General features: G+C 67.5%; 11 protein-coding genes. 6 read left to right on the forward strand and 5 right to left on the reverse strand.

The annotated features are described in order from the left end of the window. Positions 1-39 precede the first annotated feature (39 nt). Both ACYVDN_RS11885 and ACYVDN_RS11890 read left to right on the forward strand, forming a co-directional pair. A complete protein-coding gene (locus tag ACYVDN_RS11885; RefSeq protein WP_460571672.1) occupies positions 40-456 on the forward strand; it encodes a GlcG/HbpS family heme-binding protein in 417 nt (138 codons plus the stop codon). Positions 457-690: 234 nt separating this feature from the next. Continuing rightward, positions 691-1407, forward strand: coding sequence for an AAA family ATPase (locus ACYVDN_RS11890; protein WP_460571674.1), 717 nt, complete (start codon positions 691-693; stop codon positions 1405-1407). A 199-nt stretch (positions 1408-1606) separates the two neighbouring features. Here ACYVDN_RS11890 and ACYVDN_RS11895 read toward each other — a convergent pair whose 3' ends face one another. Beyond that, the gene (locus ACYVDN_RS11895; protein WP_460571676.1) at positions 1607-3709 is read right to left on the reverse strand and encodes a DEAD/DEAH box helicase; all 2103 of its coding nucleotides are present in this window, start codon (positions 3707-3709) and stop codon (positions 1607-1609) included. 432 nt (positions 3710-4141) lie between these two features. On the opposite strand from ACYVDN_RS11895, the gene ACYVDN_RS11900 reads away from it, so the two are divergent. Further along, on the forward strand, positions 4142-6472 hold the full coding sequence (locus ACYVDN_RS11900) for an arylsulfatase (RefSeq protein WP_460571678.1): 2331 nt from the start codon (positions 4142-4144) through the stop codon (positions 6470-6472). Between the two features lie 193 nt (positions 6473-6665). On the opposite strand, the gene ACYVDN_RS11905 is transcribed toward ACYVDN_RS11900, so the two are convergent. Together ACYVDN_RS11905 and yczR are read right to left on the reverse strand one after the other, a co-directional pair. Further along, complete coding sequence (locus ACYVDN_RS11905) at positions 6666-9971, reverse strand: efflux RND transporter permease subunit (protein ID WP_460571680.1); 3306 nt, start codon at positions 9969-9971, stop codon at positions 6666-6668. A gap of 129 nt (positions 9972-10100) precedes the next feature. Beyond that, positions 10101-11528, reverse strand: coding sequence for an aminotransferase-like domain-containing protein (yczR, locus tag ACYVDN_RS11910; RefSeq protein ID WP_460571682.1), 1428 nt, complete (start codon positions 11526-11528; stop codon positions 10101-10103). 62 nt (positions 11529-11590) lie between these two features. On the opposite strand from yczR, the gene yczE reads away from it, so the two are divergent. Then, positions 11591-12340: a YczE/YyaS/YitT family protein gene (yczE, locus tag ACYVDN_RS11915; protein ID WP_460571684.1), complete on the forward strand. Its 750-nt coding sequence runs from the start codon at positions 11591-11593 to the stop codon at positions 12338-12340. A gap of 146 nt (positions 12341-12486) precedes the next feature. Here yczE and ACYVDN_RS11920 read toward each other — a convergent pair whose 3' ends face one another. Together ACYVDN_RS11920 and ACYVDN_RS11925 are read right to left on the reverse strand one after the other, a co-directional pair. Further along, entirely contained in the window at positions 12487-13281 is a 795-nt protein-coding gene (locus ACYVDN_RS11920; protein ID WP_460571686.1) for a MerR family transcriptional regulator, read from the reverse strand. Positions 13282-13372: 91 nt separating this feature from the next. After that, on the reverse strand, positions 13373-13729 hold the full coding sequence (locus ACYVDN_RS11925; protein WP_460571688.1) for a YciI family protein: 357 nt from the start codon (positions 13727-13729) through the stop codon (positions 13373-13375). A 227-nt stretch (positions 13730-13956) separates the two neighbouring features. On the opposite strand from ACYVDN_RS11925, the gene ACYVDN_RS11930 reads away from it, so the two are divergent. Next, on the forward strand, positions 13957-14829 hold the full coding sequence (locus ACYVDN_RS11930; RefSeq protein WP_460571690.1) for a DUF4097 family beta strand repeat-containing protein: 873 nt from the start codon (positions 13957-13959) through the stop codon (positions 14827-14829). Beyond that, on the forward strand, positions 14826-15458 hold the full coding sequence (locus ACYVDN_RS11935; protein ID WP_460571692.1) for a PadR family transcriptional regulator: 633 nt from the start codon (positions 14826-14828) through the stop codon (positions 15456-15458). The genes ACYVDN_RS11930 and ACYVDN_RS11935 overlap by 4 nt, the downstream gene beginning before the upstream one ends. Positions 15459-15462 lie beyond the last annotated feature (4 nt).

A 15462-nucleotide genomic window follows, 5' to 3' on the forward strand; every position in this document is an offset into this window, starting at 1 on the left:
CAGACACACGTGACCGACCAGACACAGCAGGAGACAACAGTGAAGCAAGCCATCGAGACCGTGTCGATCAGCCACGAACTCGCCCTCCACATCGTGCAGACCGCCATCGACGAAGGCGCAAGGGCGGGGGTGAACGTCGCCGTGACGGTGACGGATCCGGCGATGGCCGTCGTCGCATACGCCCGCGCGGACGGGACGACGCCGCACAGCGCGGAGACCAGCAGGCGCAAGGCGCAGACGGCGTCATCCACGCGTCGTCCGAGCGGATGGATGCAGGGCGACTTCGCGGTCATGCTTCCGCTGGGCTCCGGCAACCTGCTGACCAACATCAAGGGTGGCTTCCCTCTGGTCTTCGAGGGACGCCTGCTCGGCGGCCTGGGCGTCGCGGGCGGCACCCCCGACCAGGACGAGACGATCGCCCGAGCCGTCCTCCAGGCCGTCGGCGCCGACGCGTAGGTCGCGCCCCGCCGCGCCACGCCCCAACCGCCGACATCCACCGGCCCCACTCGCGGACATCCACCGGCTCGCATGCGGACTTCCACCGGCTCTGAAAACCGGAGTGATCGCGCTCTCGCTACGAAACCGACGGAATTCTCCGGTTCTCGGTGCATGTTCCGGTTCTCGCGTGGGGTGACCGGGGTGGGGGTGCCCCGGGGGGTGGGCGACAGGGGTGTCTGGCAGACTCCGCACGTGGACTTTCAGCCGCCCGTCGTGGCGATCCGTCGTCGAGACGATGCGGATGACCGGCCGGGCACCTGGCCGCGCACGGTGCCTGCTGTGTCGCAGCTGCTGGATGACGGGCTTCGCCTCCCGCCGGGCGTGACATTCCTGGTAGGAGAGAACGGCTCGGGCAAGTCCACCATCGTCGAGGGCGTCGCGATGGCGTACGGATTCTCGCCGGAGGGCGGGTCGGCCTTCGCCCAGCACAGCACGCGGCGCAGCGAGTCCCCGCTGTCGGAGTGGCTGCAGCTGCAACGCGGCATCGGAGCGGGCCGCTGGGGATTCTTCCTGCGCGCAGAGACGATGCACTCGTTCTACACATACCTCGAAGGCCACCCCAGCCCGCGGGACCCCGCCTTCCACAACATGAGCCACGGGGAGTCGTTCCTGGCCATCCTCGAGACCCGCTTCGACTCGCCGGGGTTCTACTGCCTCGATGAGCCGGAGGCCGCACTCTCGTTCAGCTCGACGCTCACCCTCATCGCGACCCTGCAGCGCATCGTCGACGAGGGCGGGCAGGTGCTCTGCGCCACGCACTCGCCGGTGCTCGCCGCGCTGCCGGACGCGAACATCCTGGAGATCGGCGACTGGGGACTGCGCCAGACGTCATGGGATGACCTGGAGCTCGTTCAGCACTGGCGCTCGTACCTCGACGCCCCCGAGCGCTACCTGCGCCACCTCCTCTGAGCCCCACTCCCCGTCACCTCCCCTGAGCCCCACTCCCCGTCACCTCCTCCGAGCCCCACTCCCCGTCACCTGCTCCGAAAACAGCAGGAATCGCGCTCTCGCAACGAAAACAGCCGAAGTCCTCCTGTTCTGGAGGACTTCGGCTGTTTTCAGTGCGGGACGCCGGTGCGAGCAGTGGCGCGGGCCAGGAGGCCGGAGACTACTCCGCGACGACCATCACATCGCTGATGCGGGCGTCTCCTGCCACGACCTCCTCGAAGGCGGCCTCGATCTCGGCGCGGCCGAGCAGCTCGGTCATCCGACGACGACGCTGACGCGGGATCAGCGTCACGACGGTTCCGGGCTTGCCCGCGCGACCCGTGCGGCCGGAGCGGTGCAGGTACGTCTTGTACTCGTCGGGGGCGTCGGCCTGGATGACCAGGTCGATGTCATCAACGTGGATGCCGCGCGCGGCGACATCCGTCGCGACCAGCACCGAGACCCGACCGTTCGAGAGCTTGTCGAGGTTGCGCTGACGGCGCGACTGGCTCAGGTCGCCGTGCAGCGACACAGCGGGGATTCCCGCGTCGTCGAGCTGGTCGGCGAGCTGCTCCGCGAAGGCACGGGTGCGCGCGAAGATGAGCGTCTTGCCGTCGCGGTCGGCCAGCTGCTCGACGATCGCGCTCTTCTCGCGGTGCTCGATCACGAACACGCGGTGGTCGATGGTGCCGGATGCCTGATCCTCACCGGCAACCTCGTGCACAGCCGGCTCCACGAGGAACTCCTTCACCAGTGCGGCGACACCGGTGTCGAGAGTCGCCGAGAACAGCAGCTTCTGACCGCCGTCGCTCGTCTGACGCAGGATGCGCTGCACCGGCTCGAGGAAGCCGAGGTCGCACATGTGGTCGGCCTCGTCGAGAACCGTGACGACGACCTCGCTGAGGTCGAGGTGTCCCTGTTCGATGAGGTCCTCGATGCGACCGGGCGTTCCGATCACGATGTCGACGCCACGACGAAGAGCACCGACCTGGCGAGCCTGGGGCACGCCGCCGTAGATCTGCGTGGTGAAGAGGCCGACACTGCGCGCGATCGGCTGCACGGTGCGGTCGATCTGCAGGGCGAGCTCGCGGGTCGGCGCCATGATGAGCGCGCGGGGCGAGCGGCCCATGGTGCGCTTGCCGTTGGCGCGACCGGACTCGGCCCAGAGCTGCATGAGGCGCTCGACGAGCGGCGCGCCGAAGGCGATCGTCTTGCCGCTTCCCGTGCGGCCGCGGCCGAGAACGTCGCGGCCGGAGAGCACGTCGGGGATGGTCGCTGCCTGGATCGGGAACGGCGACTCCGCGCCGAGCTCGGCGAGGGCGCGCACGATGTTGCCGCCGAGGCCGAGGTCGCCGAAGGTCACACCGTCGACGTCGGACGCCTGGATGGCCTCCGCCTCGAGCCGCTCGAGCACGACGTCGTCGTTCGAGGTGAACGCAGGGCGCTCGTCGCGGTTCGGGTAGAACGAGGACTCGCGGCGTTCGCGCGGGGCATCCGTGCGGCGGTCGTCGTCGAAGCGACGGCGGGGGCGGTCTTCGCTGTACGAGCGGCGGGGGCGCTCGTCGTCGTGGGTCCGGCGGGGACGATCGTCGTACTGGCGACGCGGGCGGTCCTCGCTGTACTGCCTGCGCGGACGGTCGTCACCGTAGTCACGGCGAGGACGGTCATCGCTGTACTCGCGGCGGGGACGGTCCTCGCTGTACTCGCGACGCGGACGGTCCTCGTTGTATCCACGGCGCGGACGGTCGTCACGCTGCTCGCGGCGCGGAGCGTCATCGCGGTAGGAACGGCGCGGGCCATCGTCGTTGCGGCGACGAGGAGCGTCGTCGTACTGGCGACGCGGACGATCGTCGTCGTACTGGCGACGCGGACGGTCCTCGCTGTACTGGCGACGCGGACGGTCGTCACCGTAGTCGCGACGCGGGCGGTCCTCATACTGGCGGCGGTCGCCGCTGCGTGCCGAGCGCGTCGACGAGTCGTACGAACGGGATGCGCGCTCGTCGCGGCCGCGGTACGGACGGTCGTCGCGCGGGCGGTCGTCGCGGGAGCGCTCGCCCTGCGAGCCCCCGCGCGGGCGCTCGGCGGCGAGGCCGCGGGCTGCGCGCTCGTCGGCCGTCCAGCGGCGCTTCTTGGTGGAGTCCGCGTCCTCCGGGCGGTAGCCGCGGTGGCCGGCGCTACGGCTGCCGGGCTTGGAGCCCGACTTCGCGTACGGCTTGTGGCCGGACTTCTTGGCGTAGCTCGGGTCGAAGTTCGGTCGACCGGCAGATTTCTTGTTCTTGGGCATGATCGTTCTCTGGGTTGTTCTCGGTGTGCATGGCAGAACCCGCGACACAGCGTCGCGTCCTTGCAGAACCTTGGGCAGACGGCAGAGCTCGCCGCCACCGTGAGGGCCCCTGAATCTCATTCGACACAGGCATACAGTGGTCATCCGCTGCCGCGTCGATCGGGGCTGTCGGTGCGAATGCACCAGCGGAACCGGCCCAACGGACTTACAAACCCATCCGCGCACCGCGCGGTGTCCAGAGCCGACCTATCAAGGGTACAGGATGCGCGGCTGGCAGTGTGCTGTGCGCCTAGCGCTGTGCACACCGACACCCGCCGAGGCCGCATCGACGATCAATCCGCCCGAGGTCTTCCCTGAAGACGGCGGCCCTGGTTCTATGAGGAACAACTGCCCTGCGACACCGGGCCGCGGGCTGAGGGGGAGGAAGCAGACATGGCCGAGCCGTTCAAGGGAGTCGTGAATCTCGATGTGCGGGATTCGGTTCCCGATTGGACACCCTTCCGGGAGAAGCCGGCGCCGGAGGGCGCGCCGAACGTTCTGGTCGTGCTCTACGACGACACCGGCATGGCGGCCTGGTCGCCGTACGGCGGTCGCATCCAGATGCCGACCATGCAGCGGCTCGCCGACAACGGCCTGACCTACACCCAGTGGCACACCACGGCACTCTGCTCCCCGACCCGCTCCTGCATGCTGACTGGACGCAACCACCACCAGAACGGGTTCGCTCAGATCGCTGAGGGCGCGATGGGATTCCCCGGCCACACCGGCCACATCCCGATGGAGAACGCGACGGTCGGCGAAGTGCTCCGTGAGAACGGGTACAACACTTTCTGGGTCGGCAAGAACCACAACGTGCCCATCGACGAGTGGTCGATGGGTGCGACGAAGCGCAACTGGCCGCTCGCCCGAGGCTTCGACCGGTTCTACGGATTCATCGGCGGCGAGACCAACAACTGGTATCCGACCCTGGTCGAGGACAACCACTACGTCGAGCAGCCGTACTCTCCCGAGGAGGGCTACCACCTCTCGAAGGACTTGGCCGACCACGCCATCAGCTTCATCACCGACAGCGTGACGACGGCTCCGAACAAGCCCTGGTACCTCTGGTTCTGCCCCGGCGCGAACCACGCCCCGCACCACGCGCCCCAGGAGTACATCGACAAGTACAAGGGCAAGTTCGACGACGGATACGAGGCCTACCGCGAGTGGGTACTGCCGCGGATGATCGAGCGCGGCATCGTGCCGGAAGACACCCAGTTCTCCGACATCAACCCGCTGCCCGGCGATGCCGCAACGGAGATGGACCACGTGCGCCCGTGGGCCGAGCTGGACGACGACGCGAAGAGGCTGTTCGCGCACATGGCGGAGGTCTACGCCGGATTCTCGGAGTACACGGATGCCCAGGTCGGGCGCATCATCGACCACCTGGAAGAGCTCGGCCAGCTCGAGAACACCGTGATCATGTACTGCGCAGACAACGGCGCGTCCGGTGAAGGCAGCCCCAACGGATCGGTCAACGAGAACAAGCTGTTCAACGCCTACCCCGACGACATCGAGCACAACCTGGCGATGATCGACCAGCTGGGCAGCCCCGACACGTACAACCACTACCCGACGGGATGGGCCTCCGCGTTCTCCACTCCGTTCAAGATGTTCAAGCGATACACCTACCAGGGCGGCGTCGCCGATCCTCTGGTGATCTCGTGGCCGAAGGGCATCGCTGCTCGCGGCGAGGTGCGCAACCAGTACCACCACGCGATCGACATCGTGCCGACCATCCTGGAGTGCACCGGCGTCGAGATGCCGGACCGGGTGCAGGGCTTCGAGCAGACTCCGCTCCCCGGCGTCTCGATGAAGTACACCTTCGAAGCCGCCGACGCTCCTACGCAGAAGAAGATCCAGTACTACGAGATGTTCGGCACCAGGGCGCTCTGGCACGACGGGTGGCACATCGTCGCGCAGCGCGCCCCAATGCAGGGTGCGACAGCATCCGACTACATCAACGAGACGTGGGAGCTCTACCACTCCGAGGTGGATCGAGCGGAGAAGAACGACCTCGCCGAGCAGTACCCCGACAAGGTGAAGGAGTTGGAGCGACTCTGGTACGTCGAGGCCGGCAAGTACGACGTGCTCCCGCTGGACAATCGGTCCGTGGCGGAACTCATCGCCAACCTCCCGATGGCAGACCTTCCGTCCGACGGCATGTATCGCTACTACCCGGGCGCGACGGCCGTACCGGAGTTCGCGGCGGCGCCCGTTCGCGGACGGTCATTCAAGATCCTCGCCCAGGTCGAGCTCACCGACCCGGACGCCGAAGGGGTGATCTTCTCGACAGGGTCGCGCTTCGGAGGTCACTCGCTGTTCATCAAGAACCACAAGCTCTGGTACGTGAACAACTTCATCGGCATCCCGCCGGAGCAGCAGCTCGTGTCACCGGATGACCTCACCGTCGGCAAGCACGTGCTGGGCGCGGAGTTCCAGAAGTCCGGGCTCGGCGACCATCACGAGGCCCTCGGCACCGCGATCCTGCACGTGGATGACCAGGCAGTGGCGAACGCACCGTGGAAGACGCAGAACGGCCAGTTCGCGCTGGTCGGCGACGGCCTCTCCGTCGGCCGCGACGCCGACGACTCGGTCTCGAAGGAGTACTCGCCGGAGTTCGCGTTCACGGGAGGAACGATCACCGTGGTCGAGATCAGCATCGGCGACGACTCCTACGTGAACCTGGAGAGCGACTTCCAGGCCGCGATGTCGCGCGACTGACGACCCATGCGGGTCGAGGAGCACGCGGCACCACCGCGCGCGTCCATCCCGTGGGTTGAGGAGCACGCGCCACCGCCGCGCGCGTCTCGAAACCCCACCAGCTCGGGGTTTTGAGACGCGGGGCCTTCGGCTCGCTCCTCAACCCACGGGAAGACGCGTGCCTTCGGCTCGCTCCTGGCCCACGGGGAACGCGCTACTCGACCAGAGCGGGTACCTCGGCTGGAGTCCCGCCGTCGCCGCGCTTCGCCGCCTTGCGCGCCATGCGCCGCTCGCGCGCACCCTCCACGAGGTTGTACAGGGTCGGCAGCACGACGAGCGTGAGCACGGTGGATGACACCAGTCCGCCGATCACGACGATGGCCAGCGGCTGCGAGATGAACCCGCCCTGACCCGTCAGCCCGACCGCCATCGGCAGCAGGGCGAAGATCGTCGCCAGCGCCGTCATGAGGATCGGACGCAGACGGCGTGACGCACCGTGCCGCACGGCCTCCGGAACCGACAGCCCCTTCGTTCGGTACTGGTTCACGAGGTCGACGAGCACGATCGCGTTCGTCACCACGATGCCGATCAGCATCAGAACGCCGATGAGGGATGCCACACCGAGCGGAACACCCGAGATGATCTGCAGCCCGATGGCGCCGGTGGCCGCGAACGGGATGGAGATGAGCAGCAGCAGCGGCTGACGCAGCGACTTGAACGTGGCCACCATGACGACGTAGACGATCAGGATGGCCGCCAGCATCGCGATGCCGAGCTGCGAGAAGGCGCTGCCCTGGCTTGCCGTCACGCCGCCGATGGATGCGGATGCCCCGGTCGGAAGGTTCGCCTTCGCGACCGCCTGCGACACCTGGGTGTTGGCCTTGCTGAGGTCGTTGCCCACGGGGTTGGCGGTGATGGTCGCGCTCTGGAGACCCTTCTGGGTCGTGACCGTCGCCGGACCCTTCGCGTCGTGCACGTCGGCGAGAGTGGAGAGCGGCTGCGGCCCGCGCGTGGTCTGGATCGGCAGGTTCTTCAGCTCGTCGACGGTCGTCGGCTGGTTCTTGTCCGCGATGTACACGGTGAGCGACGTGTCGTTGATCGACACCGTGCCGGCCTGGGTCGGCTGCATCGCCTGCGACACCTGAGATCCCACCGCGACCTCGCTGAGGCCGTACTGGGCGGCGGTCGTGCGGTTCACGGTGACCGCGATGTACGGCAGCGTCGGGCTCAGGTTGCTGGTCACCTGGTTCACCGAGCTCAGCTTGTCGAGCTGCGAGACGACCGAGTCCGTCGCCTTCGTGAGATCGGCTTGGTTCGATGCGGTGACATCCACCTCGATGCTGCTGGAGCCGCCGAAACCGGCGTTCGACGAGACCGTGATGTCGCCAGCGACGTCGAGCCCCTTCAGCTCCTTCTGCACGGTGGACTGAAGCGCGTCCTGGTCGGCCTTCTCATCCGTCGTGATCGAGAAGGTCGCACTGTTCGCCCCTCCGCCGAACGCATCGGCGAGTGCGCTGCCCGACGTTCCGATGGAGAGCTGCACCGTCTCGACACCGTCGATGGACTGCAGCTTCTTGTTGACGACGGTCGCCGCGGCGTCTTCGGCCTCCAGGCTGGTGCCCGGCGGGAAGGACTGGGTAACGGTGAGCGTGTTCTGTCCGCTCGAGCCGAGGAAGTTCGTCTTCATCAGCGGCGCCAACGCCAGCGTTCCGCCCATCACCAGAACGGCGACGATGATCGTCACCGCCGAGTGCTTCAGCGTGAAGTTGATGATGGGCAGGTAGCCCTTCTGCAGACGGGAAGGATGCTCGAGCTCGTCGTGTCCGCTCGCAACGGCATCACCGATCGACATGTGGCTGGCTTCGTCATCCGCCAGCTCCTCCGCCGTCTCACCCTTCTTCACCTTCGGCTTCGGCGCCCGCAGGAACCAGTACGCGAGCACCGGCACGATGGTGAGCGCCACCAGCAGGGACGACAGCAGCGCGATCGTCACGGTGACGGCGAACGGTCGGAAGAGCTCCCCTGTGACATCGCCAACGAAGGCGATCGGCAGGAAGACGGCGACGGTCGTGATCGTGGACGCGGTGATCGCGCCCGCGACCTCGCGCACGGCATCCACGATCGTCTTCGCCCGGTCGACACCGGCCACGAGATGTCGCTTGATGTTCTCGATGACGACGATCGAGTCGTCGACGACGCGCCCGATCGCGATCGTCAGACCGCCGAGCGTGATGATGTTGAGCGTGTAGCCGCTCGCCCACATGGCGATGAAGGTGATGAGCACCGAGGTCGGGATCGAGATGATCGTGACCAGGGTCGACCTGATCGACAACAGGAAGATCAGGATGACGACCATGGCGAACAACAGCCCGAGCGCGCCTTCTTCGGCCAGCGAGCTGATGGACTGCTGGATGAACGGCGCCTGGTCGAACACGCTCGTGAACGTCGCGCCGTGACCGACGGACTTCTCGAAGTTCGGAATCTGGTGCTTGACCGCGTTCGACACCTCGACGGTGTTCGCGGTCGGGGTCTTCGTGACCGCGATGGTCAGCGCAGGCTTGCCGTTGACCCGCGAAATGGACGTGATGGGGTCATCCGTGATGGCCACCGTCGCGACGTCGCCGATCGTGTACACCGTCGGGGTCGCGGCCGCCGCTGCAGCCGCGGCTGCCGCCGCCTCCTGTGAGGATGCCCCACCGGAGCCGCCCGCGGCCGCACCTGCACCACCGGCCGCAGCCGCACCGCCACTCGCAGCCGCGCTCGCCCCACCGGCCGATGCCGATGGGACCAGGGGAAGCGCCGCGATCTGGTCCACCGAGGTGACGGTCTCGCCCGCCTGCACCGAGAGCGTCTTGCCGTCGCTCGTGATGGATCCAGCGCCGGTGAGCACGCCGTTCTGCTGCAGCGAGCTCTGGATCGACTGCACACTCACGCCATCGGCCGCCATCTTGGCCGGGTCGGGTGTGATGGTGACCCGCTGGCCGACTTCACCGATGAGCTGAGCCGAGGCGACGCCATCCATCTTCGTGATGTCGGGCAGCACCAGGCGGTTCAGGTCGGCGGCGAGCTGCTTGCGGCTCTCGTTGCTGGTGACGGCGAGCTCGAGGATGGGGAGGTCGGAGATGCTGCCTGCGAAGACCTGCGGCTGCACCGTGGAGGGCAGCCTCGAGGAGATGTTGCCGATGGCCTGGTTGATCTTCTGCTCGGCCGTGTCGAGGTCTGAGCCGTAGGTGAACTTGGCGGTGATGAGCGACTGGTTCGTGCTGCTCACTGCCGAGGTGCTGTCGAGGTTCGGCACGTTCTGGATGGCCGATTCGATGGGCGAGCTCACGTCGTTCTCGACGACCTTCGGCGATGCGCCGGGATAGCTGGTGACGATCACCAGCTCGGGAAAGTCGATCGACGGCGTCAGCTCCTGCTTGAGGTTGGTCAACGCGATGGCACCGAAGACGGCGACCACGATCGTGACGAGCGCGATGAGCGCTCGGTTCTTCATGCTCAGAACGGCAAGGGAGTGCACGCTGGATCCATTTCAGGTCGGTGGCGACGCGATGTGCAGGACGTCGGCAACTCCGCCGAACTGTGCGATTATCACACTCCTCGCTGTGTGGTTGACGTTTGTCAACCACGCACCGCTCAGACCGTCGAATCAGACGACGGCGCTCAGGCCGCCCTGCTCGCCGAACGGCTGCCTGGATGCCTCCGGCCACGCCGTCACGAGAGTCGCCACGGCGCGCGACATCGCGTCGGGCGCCGAGGTGAGCGGAAAGCGCAGGAAGCGCTCGAACGCCCCGTCGATCCCGAACCGCGGGCCGGCGGTGATGAGCAGCCCGTGCGAACGGGCCGCGAGCGCGAGTTGGGAGCTGACGGGCTCGCCGATCCCCACCCACGCGGCGAGGCCGCCGGTCATGTGCGGAACCGTCCAGTTCGGGAAATGCTCAGCCAGCTCGCGAACGAGGGCGTCGCGGCCAGCGGCAAGAGTCGCGCGGCGTTCTGCGAGGATCTCGGGCATCCGCTCGATCAGGTACGACGTCGTGAGCTGCTCGAGGATCGGCGTTCCGAGGTCCATGTTCGCCCTGGTGGAGAGCATCCTTCGGATCAGCTGGCGCTCTGCTCTGATCCAGCCGATGCGCAGCCCTCCCCACATCGTCTTGCTCGCCGAGCCGATCGTGATCACGGAGACGCCTTTCGCGCCCGCCGCAAGAGGCGGCATCACGACGTGCGGGTCGATTGCCAGCTCCGCGGGCGTCTCGTCCGCGATCACGAGCGTGCCCTGTGCGCCCGTAGCGTCCAGTAGCTCCCTGCGCACGGACGCCGGCATGACGCGACCCGTCGGGTTCTGGAAGTCGGGCATGACGTACGCGAGGGCAGGGCTCGCGCGACGGATGCCGGCGACGAGCGCCCCTACGTCCCATCCCGCCTCCGTGTCGGTCGACACCGGAACGGTGACGAACCTCGCTCCGGCCGCCTGGAATGCGTCGTACGCGTGCGGGTACGTGGGCGACTCGATGAGCACACGATCGCCGCGGGTGAGGAACACCCGGGCGACGAGGTTGATGGCCTGCTGCGCTCCGGTGGTCACGAGGATCTCGTCGGCGTCGGTCGGCAGGCCGCGCTCGGTGAAGCGGTCTGCGATGGCGGAACGCAGCGAGGGGAGCCCGAGGGCTTCGTAGCCCGAGCCCACCAGGTAGGCGGGCAGGTCGCGCACCGCCCTGGAAAGGGCCTCCGGCAGCAGCCTGGTGGCGGGAGGCGCCGCCTTGACGAGGTCGAGCAGCCCATCTGCGATGGGAGTGGATGCCGGCGACGAGCCGAGTCCGACCACGGTGCCGGAACCACGCACGCTCTGAGCGAGGCCGAGCTCGCGCAACCGCTGGTACGCGGCCGCGACGGTCGTGCGACTCACACCGAGTCGCTCGGAGAAGTCGCGTTCGGCCGGGAGCCGGCTCTCGCCCGGGAGCCTGCCGTCGATGAGCAGCAGACGGATGCGGTCGGCGAGAGCCTCGTACGCCGCAGCGTCGGTGCGCCATTCGCCGAGCAGGCCGATGAGGGTCTTGGATCCGATCGGAGTGGATGCCATCAGTCCACAATATGCGGATTGGCACTGTTGTACTAGGCCAATCGTGGGATTGGATCTCTTTCATGCAGCAGATTCTCGAGAGGTGGCACCGTCGGCCGGCGACGCGCGCTGTGCGCATGACACAGCTGCTCATCGGTCTCTTCCTCTACGGCATCGCGATCGCCGCGATGATGCAGGCCCACATCGGCATCGAGCCGTGGGATGTGCTCGCACAGGGGATCACGCTGCACACGGGCATCCCGTTCGGCCTCGTGACCAACATCGTTGGGCTCGCCGTGCTCGTGCTCTGGATCCCGCTGCGACAGCGTCCTGGTATCGGCACCGTGCTCAACGTGCTGCTCATCGGGCCGGCCGCGCAGTTCGGCCTGTGGGCGATCCCGCAGCCGCAGGAACTCTGGGCGCGCATCCTCTTGTTCGCCGGAGGCCTCGTGCTGATCTCCATCGCGTCCGGCCTCTACATCGGAGCGCAGCACGGCCCCGGCCCGCGCGACGGGCTGATGACCGGCTTGCACGCCCGCACCGGCCGGCCGATCTGGCTGGTTCGCACGGTGATCGAGGCGGGCGTGCTGCTGATCGGATGGCTGCTCGGCGGCAACGTCGGCTGGGGCACCCTCGCGGTGGTCGTGTTCATCGGGCCGCTCGTGCACGTGACCATTCCGCTGTTCGCATTGCGGGTGCCGTCACGCGGGATGAACACCGACGACGACAGCGACACGGGAGCGGCATCCGAGCTCGATCGCGTCGTCGAGTCGGATGCCGCATCCCGCGCCCGAACAGCGCAGGGCGACTCGTGGCCGTTCGCCCGTCGGTAGCGCGACACCACCGCTGGTTGAGGAGCACGCCGCAGGCGCGCGTCTCGAAACCCGCCCGCGCGGACGACGGGTTTCGAGACGCTCGCGGCTTTGCCGCGTGCTCCTCAACCCACGGAGATGCGGGAGGGCAGACGGGACGGGACGCCCTACAGCTCGCGCTCGGCGTAGACGCGCATCGCGTCGCGCACGAACGCGGGCCCTTCCGCCCCGCCGTAGTGGGCGGCGAATCGCTCGTCGGCGACGTACATCTCGCCGAGCCCGATGAAGTACTGCTTCGTCGGGCGGCCGCTCTCACTCCCCGGCGTTCCCGGCACGCTGCCCAGCCACTCGGCCTGGCGCGCGGCGAGCGCCTGCGCCTCGTCGCCGGCGGGGTCGATGCCGCGCGCGGCGGCATTCTGCCAGTCGGAGCTCAGCGACTGCTGCCGCTGCTGCCACTCGGCACGCTCGGCGTCGCTCATTCCGCGCCACCACGCATCGCTCTTCGCGTACGCGGCCTTGCCCCAGCGCTCCTCGACCTCTTCCTTGTACTGTGTGTGATCGAATCCGTCGAATGCTGTCTCTGCCATGATCGGCTCTCCTCTCTTCAGTGCCTCGATGGTGGATGCGACGGATGCCGCCTGCCGCGCCAGCCTGTCCCGCTCGGCCTTCAGCCAGTCGAGATGGTGTTGCAGCGCGCCGACCGCGTCGGTCTGTCGCTCCAGCACGTCGGCGATGGCCGGCAGTCCGAGCCCGAGCCCGCGCAGCAGCAGGATGCGCTGCAGTCGCACGAGCGCCGCGCCGTCGTAGTAGCGGTAGCCGTTCGAGCCGATGCGGCTCGGTGGCAGCAGTCCGACGTCGTCGTAGTGCCGCAGCGTGCGACTCGTCGTCCCGGTCAGCCTGGCGAGCTGCTGGATCGAGCGTTCGTGCTCGACAGCTCCGCCGTCATCCGCGTCATCCGTCATGTCTTCGACGGTAAACGTTGACGTCGCGTCAATGTCAAGCACGGCGATCGTTCCGAAGCGATCGTTAGATGAACGGGCGGACTTCGGCGCGCTAGCGCGGTAGTGCGTCGCCCGGGAATCCGGACGCCTCGTGCAGCTCGGCAGTGAGCACACCGGCTGCCACTGCCGGATCGCCGTCGATGATCGCGGTCGTCTTCTCGACGGAGGCGTCGAAGATGCCGACACCCGCCAGCTCGCCGCCGTCGCGCACCGGCAACACGACAACGAGCACTCCCGCGTCGCGCAGCTGCATGTTGCGTCGACCGTGCTCCCAGATGATCGCGCGAGCATCGGGAGCGTGATAGTTCGGCCCGGGGTGCAGCAGAACGACGGTGTAGCCGCGGGTCTCGGAGAGATGAGTTCGCATCTCGTCGTCGTCGATGTCGCGCAGCATCAGGGGCTCGTCCACGTCTCACACCTCCGTACTCATGGCTGCAACAGCGCCGAGAGTGGTCATCCCACGTTCCTGACGCACCAGCAGTCTCCGACCCGTCGACGCCAGCCTGTGCGATGCAGGACGCCTGCGCAAGAGTTGCAATTTCCTACGCCTGTTGCAGAAATGCGGAACGCGATATATCGTGTTCTCATCGGTCGCGATATATCTCGATCGAGCAAGCGTTGGGAAGGGTGGAAACCATGGCACAGGAACGCTGGCTCGTGATGCCAGGTGAGAGCAAGACCATCGATTTCGAGGTGGTCCGCAAGCTCAAGGTGAGCCTGGTCGGCGGACAGGTCGACGTGATCGGACACGACGAGCCGACGGCCCGCGTCGAGGTGAACGACGTCGAGGGCAAGGAGATCAAGATCTCCATCGACGGCGACACGCTCGAGGTCGACCACCCGCAGTGGCGGTGGGACAACTTCATCGACGTGTTCCGTTCCTGGCGAGGCAAGGCGCGGGCGGATGTCACCATCCTCGTTCCGCGCGACGTGTCGCTCAAGCTCGGTGTGGTGTCCGCAACGGCCCTGATCAGCGGACTGGTCACGGACGCCAAGCTCAACACGGTCAACGGCGAGATCACGGCGGACGGCCTGATCGGCGACCTCGACCTCAACACCGTCAGCGGAGAGCTGACAGCGCGCGACCACCGCGGAGAGATCACGGCTCACACCGTCTCGGGCGATATCACGGTCTCGGGCAGCGTGCCGAAATTCTCGGTCGAGAGCGTCAGCGCGAACGTCTACCTCGACCTCTTCGACGTGCCATACAGCGTGAGCACGAACACGGTCTCCGGCGACGTCACCGCACGCATCGATGACGGGCTCGGCGTGCGCTACCGCATCAACACGGTCAGTGGCGTCGCCCACCTCGACGGCACGACCATCGTGCGCGGGTCGATGGGCAAGACGTTCACCCACGAGACCGGAACGCTCGAGGGCCGCTGGGTCGACATGTCGGTCAACTCGGTGTCGGGCAACCTCTCGGTGGTGCGACGCCCGGCGGCTTCCAACGTGCACGACGCGAGCGCCCGCCAGACGAGCACGGATGCCGCGAACGGCGCAGCATGACTCCCGCGGTGTTCTCACACGGAAGCCTGCGGCTCTACCTGCTCAGCCTGCTCGACGAGTCGCCCAAACACGGCTACGAGCTGATCCAGGCGCTGAGCGACCGGTTCGGCGGCACGTACAGCCCTAGTGCAGGCACGATCTATCCGCGGCTGGCGAAGCTGGAAGAAGAGGGCCTGGTCACGAAGACCACCGTCGGCCGCAAGACGGTGTACGCGATCACCGACGCGGGCCGGGCAGAACTCACGTCACGGGCATCCGAGCTCGACGACATCGAGAACGAGGTCACCGACTCGCTGCGCCGCATGGCCGACGAGGTGCGCGCGGGCGTCACCGAGGCGATGAAGAGCCTTCGCGCCGACCTCGCCTCTGCAGCGCGCGAGGCGAAGGAGGATGCCAGGGAGCGGGCCAGACGCGGGGCCGACGCGCAGTCCAGGGTGTTCGACCTGCAGGCCGAGTCGCGGCTGGCGCTGCGAGAGGCGGAGATCGTGCTGAACGAGTTCCGTCAGCAGGTGCGGGCCGACCTTCGCCGGGCATCCGGTCTGGGCGGCATTCCCGATGCCGTGGTCGGCGAGTTGCGAGGCGACCTGGCCAAGGTGCGCGACGGCCTCATGCGCCGGCTCTCGCTCTGAGCCA

Source organism: Humibacter soli (assembly GCF_054779035.1).

Excerpts from the sequence above, each read along its gene's own strand:
- ACYVDN_RS11895 (WP_460571676.1), bottom strand. The coding sequence starts at position 3,709 with ATGCCCAAGAACAAGAAATCTGCCGGTCGACCGAACTTCGACCCGAGC.
- ACYVDN_RS11900 (WP_460571678.1), top strand. The coding sequence starts at position 4,142 with ATGGCCGAGCCGTTCAAGGGAGTCGTGAATCTCGATGTGCGGGATTCG.
- yczR (WP_460571682.1), bottom strand. The coding sequence starts at position 11,528 with ATGGCATCCACTCCGATCGGATCCAAGACCCTCATCGGCCTGCTCGGC.
- yczE (WP_460571684.1), top strand. The coding sequence starts at position 11,591 with ATGCAGCAGATTCTCGAGAGGTGGCACCGTCGGCCGGCGACGCGCGCT.
- ACYVDN_RS11920 (WP_460571686.1), bottom strand. The coding sequence starts at position 13,281 with ATGACGGATGACGCGGATGACGGCGGAGCTGTCGAGCACGAACGCTCG.
- ACYVDN_RS11930 (WP_460571690.1), top strand. The coding sequence starts at position 13,957 with ATGGCACAGGAACGCTGGCTCGTGATGCCAGGTGAGAGCAAGACCATC.
- ACYVDN_RS11935 (WP_460571692.1), top strand. The coding sequence starts at position 14,826 with ATGACTCCCGCGGTGTTCTCACACGGAAGCCTGCGGCTCTACCTGCTC.